The sequence below is a fragment of the Kribbella flavida DSM 17836 genome, from assembly GCF_000024345.1.
GTDB classification, from domain to species: Bacteria; Actinomycetota; Actinomycetes; order Propionibacteriales; family Kribbellaceae; genus Kribbella; species Kribbella flavida.
In genome coordinates this window covers 185,797-200,660 of record NC_013729.1, presented here as the reverse complement: position 1 = coordinate 200,660, position 14,864 = coordinate 185,797, and the positions used below count along the sequence as shown (strand labels likewise).

At 70.6% G+C, this 14,864-nt stretch carries 19 protein-coding genes, 1 pseudogene and 1 riboswitch; of the genes and pseudogenes, 6 read left to right on the top strand and 14 right to left on the bottom strand.

Translation table 11 applies throughout. The annotated features are described in order from the left end of the window. Positions 1-298: 298 nt before the first annotated feature. From KFLA_RS00955 to KFLA_RS00945, 3 genes are all read right to left on the bottom strand, one after another. Positions 299-1,267 (bottom strand): DUF5926 family protein, encoded by a 969-nt coding sequence (locus KFLA_RS00955; RefSeq protein ID WP_012917878.1) that lies wholly within the window; start codon positions 1,265-1,267, stop codon positions 299-301. A gap of 50 nt (positions 1,268-1,317) precedes the next feature. Continuing rightward, positions 1,318-1,707, bottom strand: a complete 390-nt coding sequence (locus tag KFLA_RS00950) for an ATP-binding protein (RefSeq protein WP_237706679.1) — start codon at positions 1,705-1,707, stop codon at positions 1,318-1,320. A gap of 210 nt (positions 1,708-1,917) precedes the next feature. Beyond that, the gene (locus KFLA_RS00945) at positions 1,918-2,775 is read right to left on the bottom strand and encodes a glycerophosphodiester phosphodiesterase (protein ID WP_012917876.1); all 858 of its coding nucleotides are present in this window, start codon (positions 2,773-2,775) and stop codon (positions 1,918-1,920) included. A 106-nt stretch (positions 2,776-2,881) separates the two neighbouring features. Here KFLA_RS00945 and KFLA_RS38130 point away from each other — a divergent pair, with 106 nt between their 5' ends. Next, complete coding sequence (locus KFLA_RS38130) at positions 2,882-3,046, top strand: hypothetical protein (RefSeq protein ID WP_012917875.1); 165 nt, start codon at positions 2,882-2,884, stop codon at positions 3,044-3,046. Next, positions 3,043-3,225 carry a hypothetical protein gene (locus KFLA_RS38125; protein WP_012917874.1) on the top strand — a complete coding sequence of 61 codons (183 nt, stop codon included), beginning with the start codon at positions 3,043-3,045 and terminating at the stop codon, positions 3,223-3,225. Before KFLA_RS38130 ends, KFLA_RS38125 begins: the two co-directional genes overlap by 4 nt. 9 nt (positions 3,226-3,234) lie before the next feature. On the opposite strand, the gene KFLA_RS00935 is transcribed toward KFLA_RS38125, so the two are convergent. The 6 genes from KFLA_RS00935 to KFLA_RS39235 form a co-directional block, all read right to left on the bottom strand. Next, a complete protein-coding gene (locus tag KFLA_RS00935) occupies positions 3,235-4,587 on the bottom strand; it encodes an LLM class flavin-dependent oxidoreductase (RefSeq protein ID WP_012917873.1) in 1,353 nt (450 codons plus the stop codon). After that, positions 4,584-5,312 (bottom strand): ABC transporter ATP-binding protein, encoded by a 729-nt coding sequence (locus KFLA_RS00930; RefSeq protein ID WP_012917872.1) that lies wholly within the window; start codon positions 5,310-5,312, stop codon positions 4,584-4,586. The genes KFLA_RS00935 and KFLA_RS00930 overlap by 4 nt, the downstream gene beginning before the upstream one ends. Further along, positions 5,288-6,145: an ABC transporter permease gene (locus KFLA_RS00925; protein ID WP_012917871.1), complete on the bottom strand. Its 858-nt coding sequence runs from the start codon at positions 6,143-6,145 to the stop codon at positions 5,288-5,290. The genes KFLA_RS00930 and KFLA_RS00925 overlap by 25 nt, the downstream gene beginning before the upstream one ends. Next, positions 6,142-7,197, bottom strand: a complete 1,056-nt coding sequence (locus KFLA_RS00920; protein WP_012917870.1) for an ABC transporter substrate-binding protein — start codon at positions 7,195-7,197, stop codon at positions 6,142-6,144. The genes KFLA_RS00925 and KFLA_RS00920 overlap by 4 nt, the downstream gene beginning before the upstream one ends. Positions 7,198-7,225: 28 nt before the next feature. Next, a complete protein-coding gene (locus KFLA_RS00915) occupies positions 7,226-7,777 on the bottom strand; it encodes a flavin reductase family protein (protein ID WP_012917869.1) in 552 nt (183 codons plus the stop codon). A 138-nt stretch (positions 7,778-7,915) separates the two neighbouring features. Beyond that, complete coding sequence (locus KFLA_RS39235; protein ID WP_272941279.1) at positions 7,916-8,041, bottom strand: hypothetical protein; 126 nt, start codon at positions 8,039-8,041, stop codon at positions 7,916-7,918. A 127-nt stretch (positions 8,042-8,168) separates the two neighbouring features. On the opposite strand from KFLA_RS39235, the gene KFLA_RS00910 reads away from it, so the two are divergent. Both KFLA_RS00910 and KFLA_RS00905 read left to right on the top strand, forming a co-directional pair. Further along, positions 8,169-8,663: an RNA polymerase sigma factor gene (locus tag KFLA_RS00910; protein WP_012917867.1), complete on the top strand. Its 495-nt coding sequence runs from the start codon at positions 8,169-8,171 to the stop codon at positions 8,661-8,663. After that, positions 8,656-9,225 carry a methylated-DNA--[protein]-cysteine S-methyltransferase gene (locus KFLA_RS00905; RefSeq protein ID WP_012917866.1) on the top strand — a complete coding sequence of 190 codons (570 nt, stop codon included), beginning with the start codon at positions 8,656-8,658 and terminating at the stop codon, positions 9,223-9,225. The genes KFLA_RS00910 and KFLA_RS00905 overlap by 8 nt, the downstream gene beginning before the upstream one ends. A gap of 145 nt (positions 9,226-9,370) precedes the next feature. Here the strand turns inward: KFLA_RS00905 and KFLA_RS00900 are convergent, their stop codons facing one another. The 5 genes from KFLA_RS00900 to KFLA_RS00880 all read right to left on the bottom strand — a co-directional run bounded on the left by KFLA_RS00900 (position 9,371) and on the right by KFLA_RS00880 (position 14,067). Beyond that, positions 9,371-10,051: a class I SAM-dependent methyltransferase gene (locus KFLA_RS00900; protein WP_012917865.1), complete on the bottom strand. Its 681-nt coding sequence runs from the start codon at positions 10,049-10,051 to the stop codon at positions 9,371-9,373. Positions 10,052-10,142: 91 nt separating this feature from the next. Then, entirely contained in the window at positions 10,143-11,474 is a 1,332-nt protein-coding gene (locus KFLA_RS00895) for a purine-cytosine permease family protein (protein ID WP_012917864.1), read from the bottom strand. Further along, a riboswitch (TPP riboswitch) is annotated at positions 11,467-11,594 on the bottom strand. (Overlaps the previous gene by 8 nt.) 24 nt (positions 11,595-11,618) lie before the next feature. After that, on the bottom strand, positions 11,619-12,302 hold the full coding sequence (locus KFLA_RS00890; protein ID WP_012917863.1) for an alpha/beta fold hydrolase: 684 nt from the start codon (positions 12,300-12,302) through the stop codon (positions 11,619-11,621). Further along, positions 12,293-13,144, bottom strand: a complete 852-nt coding sequence (locus KFLA_RS37775) for a hypothetical protein (protein ID WP_012917862.1) — start codon at positions 13,142-13,144, stop codon at positions 12,293-12,295. The genes KFLA_RS00890 and KFLA_RS37775 overlap by 10 nt, the downstream gene beginning before the upstream one ends. 65 nt (positions 13,145-13,209) lie before the next feature. After that, a complete protein-coding gene (locus KFLA_RS00880; protein WP_012917861.1) occupies positions 13,210-14,067 on the bottom strand; it encodes a DUF3152 domain-containing protein in 858 nt (285 codons plus the stop codon). Positions 14,068-14,214: 147 nt separating this feature from the next. Between KFLA_RS00880 and KFLA_RS37770 the strand changes: the two genes are divergently transcribed. Both KFLA_RS37770 and darT read left to right on the top strand, forming a co-directional pair. Further along, positions 14,215-14,364, top strand: coding sequence for a hypothetical protein (locus tag KFLA_RS37770; protein ID WP_158307254.1), 150 nt, complete (start codon positions 14,215-14,217; stop codon positions 14,362-14,364). A gap of 12 nt (positions 14,365-14,376) precedes the next feature. After that, positions 14,377-14,853, top strand: a pseudogene (gene darT, locus KFLA_RS00875) (type II toxin-antitoxin system toxin DNA ADP-ribosyl transferase DarT); the annotation flags it as partial. Positions 14,854-14,864: the final 11 nt, after the last annotated feature.

Here is a 14,864-nt window from a genome sequence, read left to right as displayed (position 1 = left end):
CACGCGGAGTGAAATCGGGGGTTGTCGAGGGCCCTGGTTGTGAGTACTCTTCATGCCTAGGCCCAGGCCCTGTTGCTCCCCCGTCAGCAGGACTTGGGCCGTCCACGTTCGAAGAGCCCCGCACCCCTTCAGGTGCGGGGCTTTTCGCGTGTCCCCCCGGCCGCCGCGGACGTGGAGCTCCGGGACATCAGGCGGTGACCTCGGACAGGATCTCGGGACCTCGGACAGGAAATAACGTGTCCGAGGTCCCGGATGCCTGTTCCAGCTCGCCGTACGAGGTGGGGTCGAGCCGATCGGGTCAGCGGATGGTGAGTTGGCGGCTCGCCAGGCCCGCTCGGGCGGCGCGCTCCTCGGTGGTGAGTGCCGCGTCCGCGGCCAGTGCCTTCTCCAGCGCGGTGGCGAACTCGGCGGCCGGCTTCTCCAGGTCCGCGGCCTCGGTGTCGGCCGGCAGCTCCCAGACCGGCGCGAGCACGCCGAGGGCCCGGAACGAACCGATCAGGCGGCTGCCGTCGGTGAGGGCCGAGTTGCCCGCGGCGTGCAGCCGGGCCAGTGCGTCCAGCAGCTCGTCCTCGGCGTACGGCAGCACCCAGCGCAGGTAGCGGCGGTCGCCGATCTGCGTCCAGTACGCCGCTTCGACGGACTCCAGCCGGACGGTCGGGGCCGCGGCGGCGTTCGCCCGCTCCAGGCCCGCGGCGACCTCACCGGTCGGGTCCTCGACGTTCTCGCCGACCCAGAAGTCGAAACCCTCGTGCACCTTCGCCACGATCGGCTTGCTGGTGTCGAGCAGGTCCTGCAGGCGCGGGCCGTCCTTGAGCAGGTCGCCGAGCTGGATCGGGTTGCCGGGCTCGGTCTCCAGGGCCGCGGTGATCGCGTGCGCGACGTCGCGGCTCGGGTCGCCGGAGGAGGCGTGCGTCTGCAGGCCGATCCAGATCGACTCGTCGTCGCGGACCAGGCCGGGCATCGCCATCGGCAGCAGGGTGACCAGGGTGACCTTGCGGTCTTGGTGCTCACCGGCCAGCGTCACCTCGGCGGTCCCGGCCGGCACGATCTCGCGGAACGCGATCAGGTCGCACTCAGCCGGCAGGCCCTCGAACGGCCGGACCACGAACGCGTCGGCGGCCTGCGCCCGGTCCTTGCCGTGGCACTGCTTGAACCGCTTGCCGGAACCGCACGGACAGGGCTCCCGCGGGCCCACGTCGACCAGGTCGGCCGGGTCGAGCGTGACGGTCGTCGTGTTCTTGGCGCGGTTGCGCGACTTCTTTCCCATGCCCGCAGTCTTGCAGGATCTGCCCGCCCGCAGTTAGTCCGGCGCCGCCCTCAGAGCGGGACGACGGCGTGCACGGTGCGCTGGCGGTCGGAGGTGCGCACGGCCCAGGCGGAGGTGAGCACGTCGACGATGGCCAGCCCGCGCCCGCCGAGGGACTCGGGGTGGGCGTCGCTGATCCGCTGCGGCTCGGTCTCGCCCCGGCCGTCGGTGACCTCGAGGTGGATGCCCGCCTTGTCCAGCCACCAGGCGGCCCGGACGTCGCCACTGGGCAGCGGCGGTGCGTACCGGATCGCGTTCGAGAGCAGTTCGGACAGCACCAGCTGCGCGTCGTCGCGTACGTTGTCGGCGACCCGGGCTCGCTGGAGATAGCCCAGCAGACGGCGTCGGGCGTCCGCCACCGCAGACACTTCGTGCGGCAGGACGACGTCCACAACGCTCACGTCGGCAGGCAAGGTCGCAGAGGACAAGCAGGGTCTCCTCGAGTCGGTACAGCACTAGCACATCTGCCCATCATCACGCCGTTGAAAACACCACCCGGTATTCCGTTACACAGTCAGGCAGAACATCACACCGGCAGTGCGGAAGTTGTGACACAAATGACAAATTCGCCCGGAAATGATGACTAGTTGCATTCACGGGGTCACGCACAATCACCTGGGCAGACCGGTCCGCCGCCGGGACCGGGCGGCTGGCAGCGGCGGGCGATCGGGGTGCTCGGCCAGCGTGGCGACGGCCAGCTCGGGGCGGTCGCTGATGATCGCGTCCACCCCCAGGGCGTGGCAGTACCGGACGTCCTCCGCGGTGTTCACCGTCCACACGTGCACCTGGTGGCCGTGCTTGTGCGCCCGGTCCACGTACTCCGGGTGCGCGGCGACCAGCTCGACGCTCGGTCCGGCGTACGAGACGCCGGTCGGCAGGGAGCCGTCGCGGAACCGCAGCGGGATCCGGTCCATCAGCAGGACGGTGCGGACACCGGGCGCCATCGACCGCATCCGGCGCAGCGACAGCCAGGAGAACGACATCACCCGGGCCGGCGACTCCGAGCCGACCTTCGGGTGCGCCCAGCCGAACCGGTCGAGCGTCTCGATCAGCCGGCGCTCGACCAGACCGGCGTACCGGGTGGGGTGCTTGGTCTCGATCGCGAGCTCGATCGGGCGGCCGGCGTCCCGCACCGTCGCGAGCAGCGTCTCCAGGGTGAGCACCTTGGTCAGGTCGGGGCCGGCCAGCTCGGACTCGTCGTCCAGCTCGGCCCACGGGTTCTTCCACGAGCCCCAGTCGAAGACGTCGAGCTCCTCCAGACTCATCGTCGACAGCACACCGCGGCCGGTGGAGGTCCGGTCGATCCGCCGGTCGTGCACACAGACCAGGTGGCCGTCGGAGGTCAGCCGGACGTCGCACTCGAGGCCGTCCGCTCCCGCGGTCACCGCCCGCTGATAGGCCGCCAGGGTGTGCTCGGGACTGATCTCACTCGCGCCGCGATGAGCCACGACGCTCGGGCGTTTCGCCATGAGGACAACTCTGGCACGCCTTTTCGGCACCTTCGCAATCGGGCGCGCCCAGCACCGGAAATCGGTTGCTCGGGAACTGCGAACCGCTAATTCGACGGTCAAAACAATGCGCGCGGTGGTATTGCCCGGCCCGGTGGCGGCCAAAGACCTGATGAGCCGGGGACCGCTGCCGGATCCACCCGCCGGCTGGATCCGGATCAAGGTCGACCACCCGCTGGTGGACGACGGCGACGGCGCGGCCCAGGTCCGGGAGATCTGCCCGCCGGGGTGACCGCGGCGCTCGAACTGGTCGGCACCAACGTGCTGCCCGACACGCTCCGGGCCACCGCGGTCCACGGCACGGTCTGCTTCACCGGCATGCTCAGCGACACGCTGGACGAGATCGCCGAAGGCCATCAGCTGATGGAGGACGGCGGCGCCGGCGGCAAGCTGGTCGTCCGGATCGGCTGAGGGCCCGGCTCAGGCGGTTGCCTCCTGCAACGACTTGCTCGGGTCCTGCTCGCGGCGGCCGGAAGGACGAGGCAGGCCGTAGTGGTCGCGCAGGGTCGTCCCGGTGTACTCGGTGCGGAACAGGCCGCGCTGCTGCAGCAGCGGGACGACATGGTCCGCGAAGGCGACCAGCCCGGACGGCAGCACCGCGGGCATGATGTTGAAGCCGTCGGCCGCGCCGGCGTCGAACCACTCCTGGATCGCGTCGGCCACCTGCTCCGGCGTACCGGAGAAGGTGCGGTGACCGCGGCCGCCGCCCAGCCGGCCGATCAGCTCGCGCACGGTCAGCTGCTCGCGCCGGGCCAGCGTGACGATCAGCGTGTAGCGGCTCTTCGCGCCCTCGATCTCGTCCTCGTCCGGCAAGTCTGCCGGCAGTTGCCGGTCGAAGGGCAGGTCCTCCGGCTTCACCCGGAGCGTCCGGGCCAGCTGCTCCCGCGCGTACTCCGGCTTGATCAGCTCGTCCAGCTCCCGCTCCAGGGCGAGCGCTTCGGCTTCGGTCGCACCGATCACCGGCACGATGCCCGGCAGGATCTTCAGGCCGTCGGGGTTCCGGCCGAGCGCCGCGGTCCGGGCCTTCAGGTCGCTGTAGAAGGCCTGCGCGTCCGCGAGCGTCTGCTGCGCGGTGAAGACCGCCTCGGCGTACCGCGCCGCCAGGCCCTTGCCGTCCTCGGACGATCCGGCCTGCACGATCAGCGGGTACCCCTGCGGCGACCGCGGCAGGTTGAGCGGCCCCCGCACCTGGAAGTGCCGGCCGACGTGCTCGATCGGCCGCACGTGGGCGTTCTCGCCCCAGACCCCGGACTCCTTGTCGGCCAGCGTCGCGTCGTCCTGCCAGGAGTCCCACAGCTTGAACGAGACCTCGAGGAACTCCGCCGCCCGCTCGTACCGCTCCGCGTGCGCCGGCTGGTCGGCCAGGTTGAAGTTCTTCGCCGCCTCCGGCCCGGCCGTCGTCACCACGTTCCAGCCGGCCCGCCCGGCGCTGACGTGGTCCACGCTGGCGAACCGCCGGGCCAGGTTGAAGGGCTCGTTGTACGTCGTACTGGCGGTCGCGATCAGCCCGATCCGGGACGTCACCGCGGCGATCGCGGTGAGCAGCACGGTCGGTTCCAGCGATCCCGCCGGTCGCCGGCCGACGTCGCTGAAGAGCACCGGCGAGTCGGCGAAGAAGACCGAGTCGAACTTGCCGCGCTCGGCGATCCGGGCCAGCTCGCGGTAGTGCTCGACGTCGGTGTTGGCCAGCGGGTTGCTCTCCGGCAGCCGCCACGACGCCTCGTGGTGGCCGGTGCTCATCAGAAAGGCGTTCAGGTGCAACTGCTTGCTCACAGCGAAACCCCCAGGGCATCCAGAAGCCGGGACCGGACGGCGGCGAAGCCGGGATCGGCCGGGCTGCGCGAGATCGCCGGCTCGATCCGCTGCTCGGCGGCCACCCGGCCCTCGTCGAGCACGATCACCCGGTCGGCGAGCACGATCGACTCGTCGACGTCGTGGGTGACCAGCAGGACGGCGGGCCGGTGCGCCGCGCACAGTTTGCGCAGCAGCGCGTGCATCTTCAGCCGGGTCAGCGCGTCCAGGGCGCCGAACGGCTCGTCCGCGAGCAGCAGCTCCGGCTCGCGGACCAGCGACCGGGCCAGGGCGACCCGTTGCTGCTCACCGCCGGAGAGCTCGTTGGGCCAGGCCTTCTCGCGACCGGCCAGCCCGACCTCGGCCAGACTCTGCCGGCCGCGGTTCTCGGCGTTCGCAGTCCGCAGGCCCAGCACGACGTTGTCCAGGACGCGGGCCCAGGGCAACAACCGGGAGTCCTGGAAGACCACCGACACGTTCGCCGGCACGACCAGCTCGCCGTGCCCGTCCACGTCGTGGTCCAGGCCGGCCAGGGCCCGGAGCAAGGTGCTCTTGCCGGACCCGCTCTTGCCCAGCAGCGCGACGAACTCGCCGGGCGCGATGCTCAGGTCGAGGTCGTCGAGCACCGCCCGGTCGCCGTACGAGCGGACCAGGCCGCGGACCTCGACCGCCTTCTCGAGGACTAGTCCGCCAGTGTGCGTCGCCATGACAGTGCCTTCCTCTGGATCAGCCGGACGGCTCCGTCGGAGAGCAGCCCGAGAATGCCGTACAGGACCAGACCGACGATGATGATGTCGGTCTGCCCGTAGGTGCGGGCCAGCTCCATCATGTAGCCGATCCCGCTGGTGGAGTTGATCTGCTCGACGACCACGAGCGACAGCCACGCCCCGGTCACCGCGAACCGCAGGCCGAGCAGGAAGCCCGGCAGGGCCCCCGGCAGCACGACCCGACGGACGAACGTCCAGCGCGACAGGCCGACGGTCTGGGCGAGCTCGACGTAGCGGCTGTCGATCGTGCGCAGGCCGTTGTGGGTGTGGATGTAGATCGGCACGAAGACGCCGAGCGTGATGGTGGTGATCTTCATCGTCTCGCCGATGCCGAGCCACAGGATCAGCAGCGGCAGCAGGGCCAGCGACGGGATCGCCCGCTTGATCTGGATCGGGCCGTCCAGGACCGCCTCGCCGATCCGGCTCAGGCCGGACGCCAGCGCGAGCACCGTTCCGAGCAGGATGCCGAGCCCCAGGCCGACGAAGGCCCGCTGGGTCGAGGTCAGCAGGTTGGACTGCAGCCGCCCGTCCGCGATCAGGTCGCCGGTGGTGGTGACAACCGTCCACGGCGCGGACAGCACCCGCGGGTCGAGCCAGCCGGCCGCCGAGCCGATGCTCCAGATCGCCAGCAGCAGCACCGGTCCGATCGCCGCGCCGAACCGGATCGGCTTGCCCGGTCCCAGCCGCCGGCGACGCCGTACCGGCCGGGTGGTGACGGCCTGCTGCTCCCGCTTCGCCCGTACGCCGCCGATCGTCGCGGTCTGGCCGCTCACTTGGCGGCCCCGGCCTTGATGGCCTCGGCCGCGACCGCCTGGAACCGCAGGTCGTAGAGGTCCGCGGCCTTGATTTCCTCGTTGCCGGTTTCCTTGGCAAGCAGCTGGATGGTCTCCTGCTGCCGCTCGATCGCGGCGCTCCAGTCGGCGGTGATCTCCGGGTGGCCGGCGTTGTCCACCAGCCACTCGCCGTCGGCCTGGCTCAGTCCCTGGTCCTTCACGTAGTAACCCTCGATCCACTGCTTCGGGTGCTTGTCGATCCAGTCCTGCGCCACACCCCAGGCGGCGACGTACGCGCGGATCGCGGCGGCCTTGCCCTCGTCCTCCAGCGACGCGGTCTGCACGTAGAGGTGCGCGGCGTCGTCGCGTAGGCCGTGCCGGATCGTGGTCGCGCCGTCCTTGCCGTACTTGCTCAGGTAGCGCTTGATCGCGACGCCGCCGATCGGGGCGACCTCCACCTGCCGGGCGGCCAGCGCGTTGGGGTAGATGTCGCCGGTGCTGGGCAGCTCGACCAGCTCGACGTCCTCCTTGGTCAGGCCCGCCTTCTTCAGCACCTTGAGCACCAGCGCACCCTGCGCCTGGCCGGGGCTGTAGGCAACCTTCTTGCCGCGCAGGTCGGCGAGCGTCTTCACCTCGACGCCGGGCGCGACGCCGAGCTCGTAGATCGGGTGGTTCAGCGGGTCCTGGCGGAACTTGGAGGCGACGATCCGCACGTTCAGCCCCGTCCAGGTGGCGTGGATCGGCGGGATCTCGGCGACCGCGCCGACGTCCAGCGCCTTGGCCCGGAACGCCTCGGTGGTCTGCGGACCGCCGCTGAGGTTGGCGAACTGGACGAATTTCGTGACCTTGCCGAGCTGCCCGGACAGTTCCAGGGCCTTCTGCGTGGTCGGGTCGCCGACGACGATCCGGGCGCCGTCGGGCACCGAGGCCGGCAGCGCGGCGTCGAGCGCGAGCTTGGGGCCGCCCCCGGCCGCGGCGTCACCGCCGCAGCCGGCCAGCAGCGTGATCGCCGCAGCGGCTCCGGCCAGGACGGCGAGTCTGTTCTTCAGCATGTGGGATTCCTCTTCGGAGCAGGGGTTTTCAGGCGGTGGTGACGTACTGGCCGTCGTGGTAGAGCAGCGGGTCGTGGATCCGGCGCTCGGCGTGCACGGCCAGCCGTGCGACGACGATGTGGTTGGCCCCGACGGCGAAGCGGTGCTCGACCAGCGCCCGCAGGTAGCTCGGCGCGTCGTCGAGCACCGGCTCACCGGTGCGCAGCCGGGACCACCGGGTCGGCTCGGCGAACCGGTCGATGCCGCTGGTCGCGAACCGGCCGGCCAGGTCGCGCTGGCCGGCGTCCAGGAAGTTGACCACCAGGCTGCGCGCGGCCTGGACGGTCGGCCAGCTGGACGCGGAGGTGGCGATCGAGAACGAGACCAGCGGTGGCAGCGAGCTGACCGAGACCAGTGAGGTCGCGGTGAAGCCGGCCGGGCCGTGGCCGGCGTCCGCGGTGATCACCACGACGCCCGCGGCGTGCCGGCGGAAGACGGACCGGAACAGGTCGGTGTCGACCGGCCGCTCCTCGGTGTGGTCGGGCACGACGCTGAGCCCGGGACGGCGGTTCTGGGCAGGGTTGAACGCATGGACGGACATGGCACTCCCTCGGGGCAGGGATGAACCCGGTAGCGGACCTGCGACAACGTCACCGCGACCGGTGGATGGGATTCAGCGGGCCGCGACGGGCCCGGGATCGGCGAGCGGTCCGGCGTACCGGACCGGGACAGCGGCCTGTCAGCGACAGGTGGCGCTGGCCGTCAGCATCTGGTCGATGACCCGACGGCGGGTGAGCAGACGGGTGGTCAGCACCGGCAGCGTGACCGTCCGGCCCTCGCCGCGGTGCTCACCGGTCGTCGTCATGTCGAACACTGTCTCATCAAAGTCGATCAAGAAACTAGACAATCTCGCCATCCGGGACGGCTGTCCGCGAACGGTCGGGTGCCGGTGCCCCTCACACCCGGCCGCGCGAGTGCGTTCTACTGACGTGATGGTTGCGAAGAAGACGAGCCTGCCGCCGTTCCAGTTGCTGCTCGACGAGCACTGGCGCGACGTCGTCCGGCTCGCCCGCGCCCTGGCGGGGCGGGTCGACGGCGACGACGTGGCTCAGCGCGCCTGGGAGAAGGCGTACGCGGCGTACCCGAAGCTCACCTCGGCGCGGAACCTGCGCAGCTGGTTGCTGACGATCACCGCGCGGTGTGCCACCGATGTGCACCGGGCCCGCAGACCACAGAGCCCGCTGGAGGAGGCGCCACCTGTCGCGGTCGACGGACCGGACGCCGCCGAGTGGCCCGATCCGATCCTGTGGAAGGCGGTGAACGCGTTGCCGGAGCGGCAGCGGGTCGCCGTCACGCTGAAGTACGTCGGCGACCTGGACCACCACGGGGTGGCCGCTGCCCTCGGCACCACCCCGGCCGCCTCCCGTCGGCTGGTCAGCGACGCCCTGGCCACCTTGCGCACGACCCTCGGAGCAGATGATGAATGACCTCGAACGCCGCCTGGCCCAGCTCGGCGGACCCCGTCCTTCCCGTCCGCCGGTGCTGCCGGAGGCGGACGTGTCCTACACCTTGCACGACTCCCCGATCGGCCGGCTCCTGCTGGCCGTGGCCGGCGGCAAGGTCGTCGCCAGTTCCTTCGGCGACGAGGAGACGCTGACGAACCGGCTCGCGCAGACGATCTCTCCGCGCGTCCTGCGCCAGGCCGGACCGCTCGACGACGTCCGCCGGCAACTGGACGAGTACCTCGACGGACGCCGGAAAACCTTCGAGCTGGCCGTCGACCTGACGCTGGCCACCCCGTTCCAGCGGCTCGTGCTCAGCGACCTGCCGCAGCACACCAGCTACGGCCGGACCACCACGTACGGCGAACTGGCGGGCGAGATCGAGCGGCCGAAGGCGGCCCGGGCGGTCGGCACGGCGCTCGGCGCGAACCCGCTGTGCGTCGTCCTGCCGTGCCACCGGGTGATCGGCGCGAACGGGGCCCTCACCGGTTACGCCGGCGGGCTCGACGCGAAACGTTTTCTCTTGAACCTTGAATCGAAAAGCTGAGTTTTCCGGGCGTCGTTCGGCGGCCTTTAGACTGCTCGGCGAAAGAGGCAGGTCCCCATTGTGGAGTGGGGATCTGCCTCTTTCGTTTCCGTTCCCTGCAAGGCGATTCGGGGCGGCGCACACGTTTCCTGATTTGTCAGTCTTTTCAGCTGGACGTCGGCTGGTGAATCTCCAGAATCAGCCGACGGCGGCCACCCCAGTCGCGTTTGTAGACCTGGTAGTCCTTGATGCCGGCCGCGGCGCAGAGCCGGCCGTAGCTGGCCTCGTCGTGAATGAAGTGGATGCTGCTGCTGCCGAAGTGCTCGGTCGTCACGATCCGGTGCTCCGGTCCCTGCCGCAGCCCGTTGGCGATCTCCGAGGCGGTCGCCGGACCCCAGATCGGGCCCTCGATCACCGCCAGGCCACCGGGCTTCAGCACCCGGGAGATCTCCCAGATCGTCGACAGCTGCTCGTCCTCGGCGAACAGCTCGTGGAACGCGGTCCACAGGCAGATCACCGCGTCGAACGAGTCCGACCGGTACGGCAGGTCGGTCATCGAGCCGATCGCCCAGTCGATCTTCAGGTCCTGCTCGGCGGCCTGCGCCTGGCCGGCGGCGACCAGGTTGGGCGAGATGTCCAGCGCGCGAACCACCTTGCCGGCCCGGCGCAGCGGCAGCGCGATCCGCCCGTAGCCGCAGCACAGGTCGAGCACCGACTCCCGGCCCTCGAGCAGTTCCTCGACGGCGCGGACGGTGGCGGCGTCCCGTTCAGGGGTGGTGCGACTGGCGAGCCCCTCGGCGCCGAGCTCGGCGTACTCGGCGCGGCTGCGCAGTGCGGAATTCAGCATTGCGCAAGTATCCCGAAGTCGGAGGGTCGGTGTCAGGTCCGGAACCGGCCCGGTGCACAACCGTTGTGCACCGGGCGAGGCGGCCGTGGACTCAAGCGGCCCGGCGACGGCCGATCGCGCCGAAGGCGACGGCGGCGACCATGGAGACGACGATCGAGGTGTACGTCGCCCCGAGCCAGCCCGGCACCGCGTGACCGGCGAACACGGTGCTCTGCAGCTCCAGCCAGAACGGCGACCAGCCGCCGACCGTGCCGGGGTTCACCAGCTGGTACGCGACGAAGCCGCACAGCCAGGCAGCCGCGGGCTGCCAGCGGAACGGCGCGGTGTCGCTGACGTCCCAGCGCATCCGGCTGACCAGGAAGAAGTCGGCGATCGCGACCGCGAACAGCGGGATGAAGACCGAGCCGATCAGGTACAGGAACTGCGTGTAGTTGCCGAGGTCAACGAACAGGGCGAGCACGGTGGCGATCACGCCGATCACCACCGAGATCCAGCGCCGGTCCAGGTGGCCGACCAGGTTGTGCGCGGCCATCGTGGTCGAGTAGACGTTCGCGTAGGCCTCGTCCACCTCGTCGACCAGCAGCACGAACAGCGCGATCGCGCCCGCCGGCAGGGTGACCAGCGCGGTGATCACGTCGGCACTGTTGGTCTGCAGGGTCGCGACGGCCAGCACGCCGAGCCCGTAGTACAGGATCGCGGCCAGGCCGTAGCCGAGCGCGGAGCCGGCGAAGGCGGCCTTGTTCGTGCGCGAGTGCCGGGTGTAGTCGGCGGCCAGCGGCGCGAACGAGACCACCCCGGCCGCGGCCAGGTCGACGGCCGGCCAGAAGCCGAAGACGCTGTCCTGCGGCAGGTCGTGCACCGGCTTGCTGAGCACCTGGAAGAACAGGTACACCGAGGCCAGCAGGACCAGCCAGACCATGAACTTGCGCAGCAGCTTCACGCTGCCGAGCGGGCGGACCGCCATCGCGGTCGCGAGCACGCCGGCCAGGATCACGAACAGCCAGCGCCAGCGCTCGCTGGTCACCGCGACCGCGGCCTGCGAGATGACGATGATCTCCATCGTGGCCCAGCCGACGTTCTGCGCGATGTTCAGCACGGTCGGCGCGGCCGAGCCGCGGCGACCGAACAGCCCGCGCAGGCTGGCCATCGCGGGCGCGCCGGTCTGCGAGCCGAATACGGCGGCGCCGCCAAGCACCAGCGCGCCCATCCCGCAGCCGACCACAACCGCGAGCAGGCCCTTGACCAACGAGCCCGTGTACGCCGCGACCAGCGCGCCGGTGACCGGGCCGAACAACGAGATGCCGAGATTGCCCCAGAGGGTGAACTGGTCCCAGAAGCCGAGCGTGCGCGGCGCGTCCGTGGTCAGGACGAGCGGCGCCTCGGTCGGCACCGGGGTGGACTTGCGGACAGCAGTGAAGGCCATCGGACCTGGCTCCCTACGCCGGCATTACCCGGTCAGGTTCAGGCGGTCGGCGACCCGGCCGGGTAACAGCTCGTCGCCCTCTCAGCCCGCAGTTCGGTGCGAGCTCCCGCAGAGGTGTGTCGTGATCGCGTCAACGATAACCGGTCAGCCGGTTTTGTATACACCGGCCGTGCGGTGGATGAACGCCGCCAGCTCCCGGCCGTTAGTCAGCACCGGCATGTGCGACCCGCTCGGCAGCGTCCACGCCTCGCCGCCGGCCAGGTCGGCGACCCGCTGCGCCCACTCCGGCGGGCACAGGCTGTCGTGCCGGCAGCGCAGCACCACGGTCGGTACGCCGACGTGCACCAGCGCGGCCGCGAGGTTGTAGTGGCGGCCGACGTCCTCGGCGCGGGCCATCGCGCGGAACGTGGTCCGGAAGTACTGCTTGCTCAACGTCGGAATCAGGTACGGGCGCTCCCAGACCGCGGACCGGACCCAACGCTCGGCGAGCCGTGGCCAGCTGGACGCTTCGACATCGCCCGTCGGACCGATCAGGACCAGCCCGGACACCAGTTCGGGATAGGCCACGGCCACCGCGACGACCACGTGACAGCTCGCCGAGTGTCCGACGAGAAGGGCCCGGCCCTCGGGCCGCCGGTCCTTCACCTCGGCCGCGAGGCGGTCGGCCTGCGCGTCGACGCGCAGATCGTCGTGCTTGTCGGCCGGATACCCGAAGCCGGGCAGCGTGATCACCTCGGACGGGATCTCCAGGTGCTTGCGGGTCGGCCCGTACGACTCCGGTCCCAGGCCGAGGCCGGGAACCAGGACGGCGAGGGGGGTCATTCCCATGGTGGTCGCTCCGGGGCCGCCTGAACGACCGGGTTGGGGATTTCGGGCTTCAGCTCCCGGTACCCCAGGGCGAACCCGAGCGCCAGCACGAGCAACCCCAGCCCACCCCACCCGTACGCCGTGGGCAGGCGGTCCAGGGACTCGTCGACCGCGCCCAGGCCGGTGCTGAGCACGATCCCGGCCCAGATCAGGATCGGGATCAGTGACAGGCCGACCAGACCGAGGCCGGCGAGCTCGACCGGGTCCGGCCGGCGGCGGGCCTGGCGGCGGACCCGCAGGTCGCGCAGCCACATCACCAGCGCAGCCACGCCGACGACGACGGTCAGCAGCTGGCCGATCGTGTCAATCACGTCGGTGCGCAGCGGGTGGTTCAGCGGAGAACCCGGCGCCTGGGAGATGTCGCGCAGGGAGACCCGCTGGACCGAAACCACGAGCAGGCCGTAGACGGCCGCGATGATCGTGGCGAGCAGCACGACGCGGGCCGCGCGGGGATCGCGCCGCGGTCCCGGGGTCGGACCGTACGTCGGGAGCTCGTGCGGCTGCGGGGACGCGGCAGCGCCGTAAGGGTGGCCCGGGCGGTAGGCGGGCGGCTGGGTGTAGGCGTCGGCGGGCTGGGGATGGCCGGGGTCGGCGGGCTGGCCGTAGCCGGGTCCGTAGCCGGGCAGTGGCGGCTGGCCGGGGCCCGCGGGGGCTTGCGGCTGGCCGGGGCCAGGCGGAGCGGGGTACGGGGGGTGGCTGTAGTTGCCGGGGCCGTAGGGGGCGGGCTTGGCGTAGTACTCGCTCCGGTCCTCGTCGTCCGGGTCGTCGCCCCGGCCGTAGGTGGGGAACTGGGGTGACGACATCAGGGCTCCCTCGGCTCGGTCTCCCGACAGGTTCTCACGAGCTGGGTGTCCGCGGCAGGAAGGACTCAGGTCGCCTTCGTCGTCGGCCAGGCGTTCGGCAGGCAGCCGTCGAGGCCCTTGGTCTGCTGCATCATCACCGGGGCCGGGGTGTTCGGTTCGGGGCAGGGGGAGTGGCCGTAGCCGAGCGCGTGCCCGACCTCGTGGTTGACCAGGTAGTTGCGGTAGAGGTCGATCTTGCCGGCGTACGCAGGCACGGCGTACATCCAGCGCTTGGCGTTCAGCACCACCCGGTCCTCGACCCGGCAGGAGACCTCGCCGCCGGTGTCCAGCGGCAGGCACAGCTTGTCGGTCAGCGTCGGCGTGGCGAGGATGATCCGCAGGTCGGCGTCCGGGCGGTCGGTCCGCTCGAAGCTGACCTGGTGCAGGGCCTGCCAGCCGCGCGGGTCGGTCAGCGTCTTGTGCACCGCGGCGGCCACGGCAGCACCGTTGAACGACAGCCCCTGCTCGATCTCGACCCGGTAGGTCATCGTGCCGACGTCGCGGGTCGCCTTGTCCGTGCCGGGCACGACGCCCAGCTTGCCGGACGACACCGTCACGTTCGGCTTCGCGCCCTTGGGCGGCCGGATCAGGGACGGCGCCGGGCGCTGCGGCTTGGTGAAGGTCGCCGTCGGCGTGGGCACCGGGGTCGGCGGCACGATCACCGGCGGCAGCGTCGCCTCACGGGATGCGGTCACCTCACCGAACTGCGCGGCCAGAGTCTGCCGGCCCGCGTCCGGGTGAACCACCATCACCGTGCCGAGCACGGCCAGCGCGGTCACCGAGAACCACTGCGCCTTGTACGACTTCTTCCGGCTGTGCCGCCCGGCCCGCCGGCGTCCGCGCGCACGCGTGCTCGCACGCTGGCCAGTCCGCCGGGTGGTCATGACGATTCACCCTAGCGACTCCCGGGTAATTCCCGAAAGGGCACCCACGTCAGCTTCCGGTCAACTCCGCGCAGCCGGCCCCCGGCCACCAAGGTCAGCAACTGGCCCACACGACAACCCGACACATCGCGCTAGGGTTGTTCCACCATGGTCACGCGCCCCCTGCCTACCAAGGTCTTCCACTTCACCAGGGTCGAGCACCTCTCGACGATTGTCAGTCAGGGGCTTCTCTCCGACTCGCTGGCACAGGCCAAGGGCCTGATGCAGATCGAGGTCGGCCAGCAGACGATCAAGTAGCGGCGTGCCGAGACGCCGGTCCCTGTAGGCCCGCGGGGACGCGTTGCCGACTACGCTCCGTTCTACTTCGCGCCACGCAGTCCGATGATGCACAACATCCACACGGGCAAGGTGCCGTCATACCAGGACGGTTGTGATCGGCTGATCTATCTCGCCACCACGACTCAGAGGCTCGCTGCGAGTGGAACCTGGGTCGCGAGTGACCGCAACGCCGTACTGCAGCACGCAGAGTTCACTGTGGATGACGACCGCCTGACCGAGATGGTCGACTGGCATGTTATGACAGTGGAGCCTTGTGTGCCGGTGCCCGAGCATCCGGATCGCATCGAGCGGCGGATGGCAGAGTTCTTGGTGCACGAACAAGTGCCTTTCGACGCCTTCATGGCCGTCGGAGTCGCATCGGAAGACCTCAAAGCCGAGGTCGATGCGGCACTGGGGGGCCACGGTCGGTCATTACGGGCGCTTGTCCGACCCAACTGGTACTTCTAGGTGTGTAATCA